This window comes from Chryseobacterium arthrosphaerae (genome assembly GCF_001684965.1).
Classification (GTDB): domain Bacteria; phylum Bacteroidota; class Bacteroidia; order Flavobacteriales; family Weeksellaceae; genus Chryseobacterium; species Chryseobacterium arthrosphaerae.
Genome location: NZ_MAYG01000001.1, coordinates 2257862 through 2270882 on the forward strand (window position 1 = coordinate 2257862; position 13021 = coordinate 2270882).

Consider the following 13021-nt stretch of genomic DNA (forward strand, 5'->3'; position numbering starts at 1 on the left):
CTCAGAACAGAGGATCATTAATTCTTAAAATAAAAAGAACCTGTTTACCCATGAGTTACAGGATCTTTCTATCACACCGGAAATCTTTCGTTATTGCTTCAAATGATAAAAATCGCATCATCCATTTTAGGATATATCATAACTTTGTATATAATGAAGCACAAGATTACCACTTATGACCTCAGTGATGTTTCTCAGCATAACTTTTTAGTGGAAAGAATAGAGAAACGTACTGAAAAGCATGAAGAATTCCTTATCGATAAGGGAGTACACCGGGACAGTCATTACATTTTCACCTGTATGGAAAGCGGCCATGTAAGAATGATGGTAGATTTTAAGATTATTGAATCCAGAGGTGCCACCATTTTCTGTGTGCTTCCCGGACAGGTACATCAGGGACTGCTGATGGAGAACGTCTCAGGATGGTTCGTTGCTGTAAAAACAGATAGTGTACCTGATGTAGTGCGTGCCGTATTTGAAGAGTCTCTGGTGGAAATCCTCCCCTTGCCTTTAGATCAAAACTGGACAGAAAAAATACACGCTGCTGCCAGCCTGCTAAAGAGCTACTGTACAGATGATGCACTGGCTTCCAGGGAGGGTTTTCTGGTCATTCAGTCTTTGCTCAATGCCTATATGGGAATGTTTTCTCATCTCTATCTCCGTAAAAATTCCCTTGAAATATTGGCTGAAAAGCGTTCTTCCCAACTGACAAGGGCATTCAGGATTCTGGTAAGAAAAGAGTTCAAAACAATGAAAAGTCCATCAGAATATGCTGAATCCTTACATATCTCCCGGGGGTATCTGACGGAAGTTATCCGTGAGGTCACAGGAAATTCTGCCCAGTATTATATTCATCAGGAAGTCTTAATAGAAGCCAAAAGACTCTTAGCTTTCACCCATCTTACCGTAAAAGAAATTGCTTATGAACTGGGGTATAATGATCATACCTATTTCAGCCGTTTATTTTCCAAACTGGAGGGGCAGTCTCCGTCACAGTTCAGGGCGAGCAATAAAAACCAGGGATAAACCACGAATAGTCCAACTATTACCCTGAAAAAGCTATCGGTACTGATCTGTTTTGAAGCGTCCTTTGCAATAAAAAATACTTATGCCTAGTTTACCTAAATGGATCAATGATACGGTGGAAAATGTATGGTCTTCAAAATTTAAAGACTGTACCGTTACTGAAATAAAAAAAATCACTGATCATCTGTGCTGCATACGTTTTGCCGCAGATCTTCAGGATGTTCATTTTGAACCGGCCTATGCCATTGGAATAAGAGTTAATGACAGGGATTTCCGGAACTATTCTCCTTTCAATTTCAACACAATAACCAATACTTTTGATGTCCTGTTCCATCTTCATGATCATGAGGCTGCGGGCAATAGTTTTGTCAATCAACTGGCTAGAGGTCAATCTGTAAAAATTTTAATGCCAAGGGGAAAACGTTTTTTTGAGCCTGACACTCAGATTCATTTTTCCATAGGGGATGAAACGTCATTGGGAAGTTCACTTTCCATACAGCAGGCTGCTGAAGAATTGAAACAGACCTTTGTATGCCTTCACGAGCTGGAAACTCCGGCTGTATTGGAAGAGCTGGGCTTATATGGCTATCATACCCCTAAAAACAACACAATGGATATCATTGAAGTGCTTACCGGATTTCTGAAAGAAGAAAAACAGGCTGTGGATCATGATCAGGTTACCTTTTACCTTACCGGAAACGGGACAAGAATGCCTGCTGTAAGAAATTTCCTTAAGGCAAAAGGTGTCTCTTCCAGATGTATCAGATCACAGGCTTACTGGATCAAAGGGAAAAAAGGGCTCTAATATCCCCCAAAAAAAATCATCTCAGGACGAGATGATTTCTACCGTTTTGAATTGATTGAGTTATTTATATGAAGATATGAATGATGTTTGTGTTGGTACAAAGATAGGCAGAGCACTTTTTTTGGCAATCAGGAAAATCCCTAAAAAAATATCCGTAAAAATACGGTTGCATAAAAGAAAAAGCCCTGCAAGAAAGCTTACAGGACTTTAGATGATCTAACAATTATTATGTTCAGGGTTTAAAGTTTGGGCTTTATCCCTGCTTTATACGGTTGTATTAAAGAGGGCTTACCAATTGCAGGAACCATTCTTTAACATCACCTTCAAGATGAGGTGCCAGTTTCTCTTCACAGGTCTTATGATAAGCGTTTAGCCAGGCAATTTCCTGTTCTGAAAGTATTTCTTTCACTATGGTATCCCTGAAGAACGGGCAGAACGTCAATGTTTCAAATTCGTAGAATGTTCCGTGAATGGTTTTCTCTGCTTCTTTTACCGCAATAAGGTTCTCATGACGGATTCCGTAATGGCCTTCCAAATAGTATCCGGGTTCGTTTGAACATACCATTCCCGGAAGAAGATCCTGAGGGTTTAGGTCTTTTCTGATATTCTGAGGTCCTTCGTGAACGTTCATGAAGCTTCCCACTCCATGTCCTGTTCCATGGTTGAAATCCTTACCTTCCATCCATAAAGGAAGTCTTGCGATAGCATCCAGATGAACGCCTTTGGTACCTTTCGGGAATTTCACCATAGATAAGCGGATCAGCCCCTGCAATACCAATGTTGAATTTCTTTTAAATTCATCCGAAGCTGTTCCCAATGCAAAAGTTCTTGTGATATCTGTAGTTCCCTCCAGATACTGGCCTCCTGAATCTACAAGGATCGTGTCTTCATTGGTAACTTCTTTACTTCCTTCTTTCTTGGCAGAATAGTGCATGATGGCACCATTATCTTTATATCCTATGATAGAGCCGAAGCTTTCTCCCACAAAATTTTCTCCTTCAGCACGGAAGCTTCTCAGTTTTTCACCGATAGAATATTCATTCATTGCTTCTTTGCCGGCATTCTGCGTCAGCCAGTAAAGGAATTTCACCATTGCTACCCCGTCTCTTACCATTACTTTTCTGAATCCTTCCAGCTCAGCTTCGTTTTTCTGTGCTTTCATCAGATTTCCGGGAACCGGAGCTTTGATAAACTGATTTTCTGCCTGTAGCGTAGCAAATATCTGCTGGTTCGTATTGGGAGAAACCAGCACTTTTTCATTTTTGAATGTTTTCAGGTAGTTGTAGAACTCTTCGTATGGCATCATCTTTACGAAAGAATCGTCCATTTGCTTTCTGGCTTCTACGTCCATTTTTTCCAGTCCTGTAAACAAAACCGCATCATTTTTAGTAATAACGATATATCCCAGGAAGACAGGGTTGCAGTCTACATCACTTCCTCTCAAATTCAGCGTCCAGGCTACATCATCCAGACTGGAAATAATATGCACCGTAGCTTCCTGCTCCTCCATTTTCTGACGGATGGCAGCAATTTTATCTGCAACGGATTTTCCAGCTCTTTCTACAGGATGGGCGTAGATAGGATTGGCTGATGCCGTACCTCTCTCTTTCCAAACTTCTTTTAAAAGCGGAAGATCTGCCAGGCTGATATTTTTTGAATTCAACTTCTGGGTAAGCAGTTCCCAGTTAGCATTAGAAGCAGCTAAAGCATTCACAGCCACTTTTCCTCCTGCGGGAATTTCAGAAATGATCCAGTCGATATAATTCGGGGTTCCTTCCATTCCGTCTTTGAAAAGGTCAATTCCTGAACCTTCCAGTTCGATAGCGGCTTGTGTAAAATATCTTCCATCCGTCCAAAGACCGGCTTTATCTTTTGTAACCACCACAAAACCTGCAGAACCCAGGAATCCTGAAAGCCATGCTCTCTCCTGCCATTCTTCGGGAAGATACTCGCTCATATGCGGATCTGCAGAATATACTATAAATGCATCAACATTATTTTTCTGCATTTCTACACGAAGCGCAGCAACTTTTTCCTTTGAAGTCATTCTTTTCTTTTTTAAACACCGAAAGTTACGAAAAATTTGAAGTTAAAAGATGAAATAAATATTCTATTTTCCTCTATAAACTGTTATTTTGAATGAATTATGATTGTGGATGCAGAGAACTTATTTTTCTTGGCAAGGGAGATCATAAAAGCTTATTACCAATTCATATATTTCCACAAAAAAATAAAATCCATACCACAAAACCAATACTATTATTAAAATAATAAAATTTTGGAAGGATTATTGCTGCATTATTTCCTATGAAACAGCAGAATTACAAAAACCACAGGAAATTTTATCCGCCCCATCATTTTGTTTATTTACCGATCCTGATCTTATTGGAGATTTCCGGAATTTATAAAATATGGGATGACCGTGAAAACCAACTGACCTGGATCTTATTTTCTATTGTAATATTCCTGCTTTTTTACCTGGCAATAATGACCAGACAGCATTATGCTTTGGGACTTCAAAACCGTATGGTGATTCTTGAGTTTAAGCAGCGTTATTATGAAGTTTTCAATATAAGATCTGATGAAACTGCAGATAAACTAAGATTTGACCAGATTGCTGCCTTAAGGTTTACCTATGATGATGAATTTAAAGAGCTGCTGTACAGGGCTCTTCATGAAAATATTTCAGGAGACGAGATCAAGAGATCAATCAAAAACTGGAAACCTGACCTGCTCAGAATTTAATACATACCAAAAAAACAGTAAGCTATGAAAAAGTGGAGCATTTACAGTATGACGATATTAAGCTTGTTGACATTAACAAGCTGTGAGGCCGTAGGAACGATTTTTAAAGCCGGAATGTGGTGGGGAATTCTCTTAGTCTGTATCATTGCAGCAATTCTTTTACTTATTTTTTCGAGGGGTAAAAACTCTTAACCATTTTGTATGGAGAAGAATACAGAGGTAGAGATCATTTCTCATTTAAAGCCTTCAAAAATTGTTAAAATCATGAAGGACCCGGAAGCTTCTGCAAAGGCGGTACACCTTGTATATACTACCGATGCAGACACAGCCGGGATTACCCGTAAGAAAACAGGGAAGAAATATTCTTATTACAAAGACGGAGAAAAAATCCGGGATAAGGATGAAATCACAAGGATCAACAAGCTGGTCATTCCTCCGGCCTGGGAAAACGTATGGATCTGTGCTCTGGAAAACGGCCATCTTCAGGCTACAGGTTTTGATGTAAAGAAAAGAAAGCAGTACCGCTATCACCCTTTATGGAGTGCCTTGCGAAATCACACAAAATTTTACAGGATGCTTCAGTTCGGGTATGCGTTACCCAATATGAGACTTCATATTGAACAGGACCTTGCGTTGCGGAATTTTGAAAAACGTAAAATATTGGCTCTGATCGTCAGCCTTATGCAGAGAACCAATATCCGTATCGGGAACAATGTCTATGAAAAGTTATACGGATCTTTCGGATTGACAACCTTAAAAGATAAACACGTAGAAGTAAAGGGGCAGAAAATCATCTTCTCGTTCAAAGGAAAAAAGGGAGTCATGCACCATGTGGATCTCAGAAACAAAAAACTGGCAAGGCTGGTTCAGAAGTGCAAGGATATTCCCGGAAAGGAACTTTTTCAGTATCTTGATGATGAAGGAAACCGGCATTCTGTAGATTCCGGAATGGTGAATGATTATATCAAAGAAATAAGCGGTGAAGATTTTACGGCTAAAGATTTCAGGACATGGTCCGGAACGGTAAGTGCCCTGATCGCATTTAAAGAGATCGGGTATGCAGAAAATAACACGGAATATAAAAAGAAGGTAAAGGAAGCCCTGGATATCGTAGCAGACCATCTTGGCAATACCACTGCCGTATGCCGGAAATATTATGTGCATCCTCTGGTCATCAACCTGTATGAAAATAATACCATCAAAAAATACCTTGATGAGCTGGATGTGATAGAGGAAAACGATGGAAAAGCCAGCCTTACCAAAGAAGAAAAGCTTGTTCTGAAGATCCTGGAAAACGAAAAACTGTAGTGTTCTGTTGGCTGGAAGAAGGAAGTCAGAAGCTGGAAGTTATTGAGGTTTTAAAAACTCAATGATCTTATATTTTACTGAATGAGGTGCAGTTTTTTTAACGCAAAGGGTTTATTTTTGATACTGCATATTTTAGGGAGCAAAGGGTAAATCAACTGTGCCTGATTTGATGAAGCGGATGTTATCCACCTGATTCAAATAAAATTCACAGCCATACCGTCTGGCAATACTTCCGGTATCAATCTTCCAGCATCAAACTTCCAAACACCCAACCTATCCCACAACTCTATTATTTAAAAACTGGATTCTATATTCTTTCGGGGTAATTCCTGCAATTTTTTTGAAGAGCTGGGTAAAATGGGAAGCGGTATGGAAATTCAGTTCATAAGCAATTTCTGCAATATCTTTGCTTGAATGCAGCAGTGCTTTGCTGTAATTGATATCAATCTCGTTGATCCATTGTTTCGGAGATTTCTGGGTCACTCCTTTCACACATTTATTCAGATAACTTTCTGTAACAGACAGTTTATCGGCATAGAAAGCCACCCGCTTTTCACCGACATGGTATTTGAACAGCAGATCCCGGAACTGAAGAGAGAGCTCCATCGGGCGGGTTGCAGATTTGTGATGGGTATCTGAATCTGTACTCAGCATTTTAATGAGAATAAGGTGAAGCATTGTAATCACCACATGATTAATATTCAGATTATTGAGCCATAATTCCTGCTCCATGATGGGTAAAAGCTGAGTAATCGTCCCGTAGGTCAGACTGTCCAGATTCAGGAAAGGGGTCATAAAAAAAATACTGCTTTTATGTTTGGGCAATTCCTGTTCGGAGAGGATATTATTTTCGTAGGCCAGGAAAAAACCTTCAATATCATCAGAAAGCTCTACGGTAGCCGTAATGGTTCCCTGTTTGATAAAGATCACCCCTCCTTTTTCAGCGTGGTATTCTTTGTTTTCAAGATACTGTCTGATGTGTCCGTTTGTAACGAAAATAATAAAATTAAAGGTTGTACGGTACGGAATCACCGGCATCAGAATTCCCTTAAGGTAGTTTTCGATACGGTAAAGCTGTATATCCGCATTATTGGCTAATATTTTCTCCGTGATATTCGGAAGAAAAAGTTTTTTATATTGAAAATTGGATAATACTTCCATATCCGATATTATGATAATTAAAGTTATACAAAATTTATAAAGTAGAGAAAGGATTTGAAAATTTGAGAATGAGTTCATTTGAACATTGCTCTACACTCCAACTCTAAGGCTCTCAAATCCTCTCACTCTTTCAATCTAAAACTTATAATACACGCCTACCCTCACTCCAAAAGGACTTCCAGGGGTATACGTAAGGTCCGTAACAGGTTCTGCCTCTCCTTTCAGCTGTGTTTCTGTTGCAAACTGGGCTTCGTTCCATTTTACATTGAAAAGGTTATTGAGCTGAATATTGGCTCCCCATTTCTGACGGTTATAGGAAAGCATCAGATCATTCACAAAATAAGCTTTCGTTTTGATGCTGTTGTCTTCTACGGCCGGTCTGGCACCAAGGTAACGGTATTGAAGTCCTAAAGAAAAGCCATGAAGAAAATCCCAGTTAACCGATCCTGTGCTGGTAACTACCGGTGCCAGCGGTACATAATCCTGGCCTTTTTCTTCTCCGGTAAATCTGGCATGGGAATAATTGATATCTGCATTCAGATAGAAGTTTTCCAACGGCTGGAAACGGATTCCCAGATCTGCCCCGAAACGTCTTGATTTTCCTGATGGTTCTACTACGGCATCGTCTCCTACATATACAAATTCCTGCTGCAGATCCATAAACCATACTGCAGGGGTAATAATCAATGATCTGAAAGGATGCAATCTTACCCCGAAATCGGCACCGACAGAATAAGGAAGTGTATTTTCATTCTTATTGGTCACCACTACCCTCATGTCATTGGAATGGAATCCCATCCCTGTTTTCAGGAACCACATTACATTGTCACTCTGAGCATAAGAGAAATTAAGTTTAGGACTTACTCTTGTTGCTTCCTTTGACTGCCCGGAAGGTAATTGTTCAGGATCCAGCAGGTTGTGCATATTGAAAATAAAGTGATCAACCCTTACTGCAGGATTAATTGTCCATTTTCCTGTTTTCCAGACTAAACCTGAGTACGCATGAAGATTGGTTTCCGTACCGTTTACATCAGACATCCTGTCAAGCAGTAAATCTCTGTGGTAAACGTGGTTCAGCTGTAATGTACTGATATCATCATTTCTTAAACCTATCCCTGAGATCCAGTTCAGTGAGCTGTTGAGAAGAGCGAAGCTTTTGGTATATTTTACTTCGGCTCCGTAAATATTCCTTCCGTCAGTCTGCTGTATTTCATCTCCATGATCTTTATCCTTTAAGTAAAAAGTAAAGTCAGAGTACAGGTTAAAATTATATTTTGAATAAAAGGCCATTGCATCAATCTGCTCAGATGAGGAAATGATATGCTTAAAGTTCATCTGAAGATTGGTTCTTGAGGTTTTCCCGCCTTCGGTAGGATCTATACTTCCCCATCGCCCGATGATTCCCTGGTCTACTGCACGTTCCGGGATCTGTCCGGAAGCATTCCACGAAGAATTAAAAGTTGAGAACTGGATATTGAAATAATCGTTATCGGTAAGCCATTGATTATACTTTCCAAAAATATTCACTCTGTTGAAGTTCTGCCTGACATCAAAAGGACCGTCGGTATAATTGTATTCTGCTGCCACATAAGCATTTCTTCTTCCAAGGTCATCATGAAGGATATTGAACATTCCCAGGATTCTTTTTGAATTGAAAGAACCTCCTTCCAGTTTGATCATACTGTTTTTCAATCCGTTATAGGTTTGAAAATCAACATACCCTGCGGTATTGAAGTCACCACGATCCATATAGTAAGCTCCTTTACCGAAGTCGATATTGTTGACCGTTTCAGGGATGACAAAGTGCAAATCAGAATATCCCTGTCCGTGGGCATGAGAAACAATATTCACGGGCATTCCGTCTACATTGACGCTTACGTCTGTTCCGTGGTCAGCATCAAACCCTCTTAAAAAAAGCTGTTCGGCTTTTCCTCCTCCGGCATGCTGTGCAATGAACAATCCCGGTACTTTTCTCAGCAAATCCTGCGCTGAATTTACCGGAAATTTATTCAGATCAACTTTTGTTATTGCTGATAAGAACGAACTGTGATTAATGGCTACTTCAGAGATCTGAAAAGGCTTATGCTGTAAAAAAATAACTTTATTTTTATCGTCCTCATTGGTCATTACCCATTTTACCTCATCGTATCCCTGACGGCTGATCACCAGTGTATCAGGAAGGGATTTTACCGGAATGGCAAAAGTACCGTCTGTTCCTGTGTGGGTGTGGCTGTTTCCCTGGTTGTATTTCACCAACGCATCCGCAATTGGAAATTTGTCATCTGCATCTTTGATTAACAACTGTTTTTCTGTTTCCTGTGCCATCATTTTTCCACTGAACGCCATTACCAGAAATACGGCTGCTATTTTAGTTATTTTCATTTTTTGTTTTATTAAATTATAAATTATAAGAGATAAGGGATGAGAGATAAGAGATAAGAGATGTTTTAGTTTAAATTTCAATGTTCAGTTATGCTTCACAAGTGAATCGTGAATGAAAGAATAATTATTTTAAACTTTAATATTCCCTGTCTCAAACTCAAGAACCCTTAAATCCAGGTCTATGCTTTAGCTTTAAGAAATATTTTTTGAATTAAAAGTGTAATCCATGTGCCTGCTACGAATGGGAAGGTAAACACCCCTCCAACGGCATCCAGACAATGGTTGTCAATCAGAAGATCATCGATTGCGATCGTTATAAGAACAGCGATCAGCACCCACAGTCCATCTGTTCTTTTTACTCCAGAAAATACAATGGCAGAAAGAACGGCATTGAATCCGAAAAGTCCCATATGAATTTCCTTTACAGGTTCACCATTCCATTGGGATAATCCTGCCCCCAGGATAGATGCTGCCAACCCGTATAAAGCAGCAACAGGTGAACTGATAAAAACAGCAAGAAAGAAAATAATTCCTGAAAGTACTCCTCCCTGAAAGATCACCTCACCAAACCCATTGGTACAGGTAAGGAAATCATCATATTGCGTAGGAACCACCTCTGCACTCAGCATGGCAGACGGCGGAATATGGGTAAAATGATGCAGTGCAAATACCAGTATCCATGTGATTACGATAAAAGGAAAAGTAAATACCGGAATTTTCTTCCGCATAAAAAAATGTTGAATAACAGCTGCCAGGGCCCCGCCCAAAATGATAAGAATCCAGATCAGAGCTGTGGCATCAAACAGAAAAGCCAATGCTACTCCTACAAGCGCTGCGCTGAAGCCATATAATCCTGCACTTATTTCAGCCTGGTTATATTTAAGCTTCATCGCTGTAAAGGTTCCGGCAGCTGTTGAAATCAAAACAGCCACTCCACACTGCCAGCTTCCCATAAAGATTCCTATAAGGAACAGAAGCCCCGTCCATCTGTTTTCCTGAAGCATGATCTGCCCGATTCCTTTTAGGATATGATCTAAAAAAGGGAGCTTTTTGAAAAATTCGTCCATAGTTTTTTTAATTATATTAATGATTGGAAATATTGATCGAGATGAGATTTTAAATGTCAAGAGTCAATTTTGCTTCGCAGGTGAATGGTGAATCAAACTCTCCAACACTCAAACCCCGGAACCCGCATCTCATTTTACCATCCCAGGAAGACCATTCCGATTCCGCAGACCGTTACCACAGCACCACTTACCACTCCCATGTATCTCTCAAGTTTATCCGTATTGAATAATGTTGAATAACCGTAACGCCCCAAAAGCACCATTCCAAGCATTGTTAAAACGGTAGTCGCCGTGAATGAAACCACCAAAACAGCAATCTCTGACATCGAATGTTTCACTCCGGAATAGAATAATAAAGGAATCAATGGTTCGCTTGGCCCCATTACGAAGATCATAAAAAGAACCAGTGGGGTCACCTTTATTCTTTTCTGAGGCATTACCATTTCGCTGTGATTGTGTTCATAAACGTAAACATCATCCCCCATTACATCGAAATGTTTGTGAGGTTTATTTCTGATAGCCTGAACGAGCCCATATACCAGATAAACTCCCCCAAAGATCAGCAATGCCCATCCCGAAAAATTTCCTCTGATGTCCTGAAACCAGGAGATCTTATTCAGCTGCCAGCCCAGAAACACCCCAATAAATCCGAGGATCAGGGAACTCAGCACGTGCCCAAGCCCGCAAACTACGGTTAATATTGCGGTTTTCATTCCGCTCCATTTTTTGGATTTTGAAATCACGATGAAGGGGAGGTAATGATCCGGCCCTGAGGCTGTATGTATAAAACTTATTGAGACGGCACTTAAAAGAAGCGCCCAAACTGTACTGTCCATTTTTTATTAATTCTGTTGTTTCAGATTCTTTACTGTGTTTTGGCTAAAGCCAGTGGAAGTTTTCTTTTTATTTGTGCGGGCTAAAGCCCGCTTCTACTGAAGATATGCTCTCGCAGATTCTTAAGATTCCGCTGATCATTATCAGGAAAATGATATGGCTTTAAGTTCTAAAGCGTTTCATTTTTTACTCGAGTGACCAGAGTATTTCCTGAATATGCAGGAAAAAGTTGTACATCAATTCTCCACCATGCCCTAAAGCCCTTACAACAAAGCCATTATCTTCCATTGCTGAAACTCCTGCTTCCATTTCGTCATGATGCTGTGCCGCTGCTTCAACAATCTCTTCGATCAGTCCCTGTTTATCTACGTTCTCCTTTGTGCTGTAGAAGATTAAGGTTCCCTGATGGGTATATTGCTCCAGGTTCCCGATACTGCTGATCGGGATCAAATCCGGCTGAATGACCACATTATCTTTTACAACCAGTTTGTTATTATGGTAAATCTCCATCAGATTCTGAAAGCGCTTCAATTTAAAAACCTCTCCGTAATGTTTCCTGCCACACGTAATGATCTCGCTGATGATGATCTGGCTGTTTTTCCCGATATGAACACTGGATTTACTTTTAAAGTTAGAATCTTCGTGAGGAACAATGGGATGCGGAACGTAAGCAAAAGAGGTTTCATCTTCCATCGTCACATTCAACTCCTGAACAGCTTTATCTTCCATATTGAAAAGTCTCTGATACGACTGTGACTGCAATTGAAGAGATGATCCTTTTTCAAGGGTTACATCCAGGTGGTAATGGTCTCCATCCAGAATTCCTGGGGAGGAGCTCATCACCATCTGATACAGTTTCTTATCATTTTTCCTCTGTCCTACAGAAACTACTCTGAAAGGCAATGAAACGTAAAGATCCTTCACATATGATTCTCCTCCCTTGAATCCTGCAATTATATTTAAACGGCTATCCATCTATCTTACCAGGTTCGGTTCTTCAATTTCTTCCAAAAGAGCATACTTTTTGATCCAGCCGATCACTTTATCCAGTCCTTCATCCGTTTTAAGGTTGGTAAAGACAAAAGGATTGCCTTTTCTCATTCTTCTCGCATCATTTTCCATTACTTCAAGGCTGGCTCCTACATATGGGGCAAGGTCAATTTTGTTGATGATCAATAGATCTGATCTTGTAATACCAGGCCCCCCTTTTCTGGGAATTTTTTCTCCTTCTGCAACGTCAATGATGAAAATGGTAACGTCGGCAAGATCCGGGCTGAAAGTGGCTGAAAGGTTATCCCCTCCACTTTCGATAAGAACCAGTTCGATCTCCGGGAAACGGGCTGCCAGTTCATCCACTGCTTCCAGGTTCATACTGGCGTCTTCACGAATGGCAGTGTGGGGACAGCCCCCGGTTTCAACCCCGATAATTCTGTCATGAGGAAGAAGACTGTTTTTAGCCATAAATTCTGCATCTTCTTTGGTATAAATATCATTGGTAATTACTCCAAGATCGTAAGTCCCGAATAATTTTCTGCTTAAACGTTCCAATAGTGCAGTTTTCCCTGAGCCTACAGGTCCTGCAACTCCTACTTTTATATATTTTCTGTTTTCCATTTTTTCTAAATTTTACTTTTTTTGTTTGTTTTTAGCGCAGAGAGCGCTAATCTTTTTTTGATTGATTGTGAAGATTTTC

General features: G+C 40.1%; 12 protein-coding genes. 5 read left to right on the plus strand and 7 right to left on the minus strand.

Annotated features, from left to right (window positions below):
* The first annotated feature begins 153 nt into the window (after positions 1–153).
* Together BBI00_RS10075 and BBI00_RS10080 are read left to right on the plus strand one after the other, a co-directional pair.
* On the plus strand, positions 154–1026 hold the full coding sequence (locus tag BBI00_RS10075) for a helix-turn-helix domain-containing protein (protein ID WP_065398643.1): 873 nt from the start codon (positions 154–156) through the stop codon (positions 1024–1026).
* Positions 1027–1108: 82 nt separating this feature from the next.
* Entirely contained in the window at positions 1109–1831 is a 723-nt protein-coding gene (locus tag BBI00_RS10080; protein WP_065398644.1) for a ferredoxin reductase domain-containing protein, read from the plus strand.
* A gap of 277 nt (positions 1832–2108) precedes the next feature.
* On the opposite strand, the gene BBI00_RS10085 is transcribed toward BBI00_RS10080, so the two are convergent.
* Complete coding sequence (locus BBI00_RS10085; RefSeq protein ID WP_065398645.1) at positions 2109–3878, minus strand: aminopeptidase P family protein; 1770 nt, start codon at positions 3876–3878, stop codon at positions 2109–2111.
* 260 nt (positions 3879–4138) lie between these two features.
* Here BBI00_RS10085 and BBI00_RS10090 point away from each other — a divergent pair, with 260 nt between their 5' ends.
* The 3 genes from BBI00_RS10090 to BBI00_RS10095 are packed head-to-tail and all read left to right on the plus strand — an operon-like array spanning position 4139 to position 5884.
* The gene (locus tag BBI00_RS10090; protein ID WP_065398646.1) at positions 4139–4576 is read left to right on the plus strand and encodes a DUF6526 family protein; all 438 of its coding nucleotides are present in this window, start codon (positions 4139–4141) and stop codon (positions 4574–4576) included.
* Positions 4577–4600: 24 nt separating this feature from the next.
* Positions 4601–4768 (plus strand): phosphatidate cytidylyltransferase, encoded by a 168-nt coding sequence (locus tag BBI00_RS22955; protein ID WP_083988471.1) that lies wholly within the window; start codon positions 4601–4603, stop codon positions 4766–4768.
* Positions 4769–4777: 9 nt separating this feature from the next.
* Positions 4778–5884 carry a DNA topoisomerase IB gene (locus BBI00_RS10095; protein WP_065398647.1) on the plus strand — a complete coding sequence of 369 codons (1107 nt, stop codon included), beginning with the start codon at positions 4778–4780 and terminating at the stop codon, positions 5882–5884.
* Positions 5885–6157: 273 nt separating this feature from the next.
* Here BBI00_RS10095 and BBI00_RS10100 read toward each other — a convergent pair whose 3' ends face one another.
* The 6 genes from BBI00_RS10100 to ureG all read right to left on the minus strand — a co-directional run bounded on the left by BBI00_RS10100 (position 6158) and on the right by ureG (position 12942).
* On the minus strand, positions 6158–7045 hold the full coding sequence (locus BBI00_RS10100; protein ID WP_065398648.1) for a helix-turn-helix domain-containing protein: 888 nt from the start codon (positions 7043–7045) through the stop codon (positions 6158–6160).
* A gap of 135 nt (positions 7046–7180) precedes the next feature.
* Positions 7181–9427 (minus strand): TonB-dependent receptor, encoded by a 2247-nt coding sequence (locus BBI00_RS10105; RefSeq protein WP_065398649.1) that lies wholly within the window; start codon positions 9425–9427, stop codon positions 7181–7183.
* A gap of 179 nt (positions 9428–9606) precedes the next feature.
* Entirely contained in the window at positions 9607–10494 is an 888-nt protein-coding gene (locus BBI00_RS10110) for an urea transporter (RefSeq protein WP_065398650.1), read from the minus strand.
* 134 nt (positions 10495–10628) lie between these two features.
* On the minus strand, positions 10629–11330 hold the full coding sequence (locus BBI00_RS10115) for a hypothetical protein (RefSeq protein ID WP_065398651.1): 702 nt from the start codon (positions 11328–11330) through the stop codon (positions 10629–10631).
* A 184-nt stretch (positions 11331–11514) separates the two neighbouring features.
* Positions 11515–12303 carry an urease accessory protein UreD gene (locus tag BBI00_RS10120; RefSeq protein WP_065398652.1) on the minus strand — a complete coding sequence of 263 codons (789 nt, stop codon included), beginning with the start codon at positions 12301–12303 and terminating at the stop codon, positions 11515–11517.
* The gene (gene ureG, locus BBI00_RS10125) at positions 12304–12942 is read right to left on the minus strand and encodes an urease accessory protein UreG (protein ID WP_047094673.1); all 639 of its coding nucleotides are present in this window, start codon (positions 12940–12942) and stop codon (positions 12304–12306) included.
* Positions 12943–13021 lie beyond the last annotated feature (79 nt).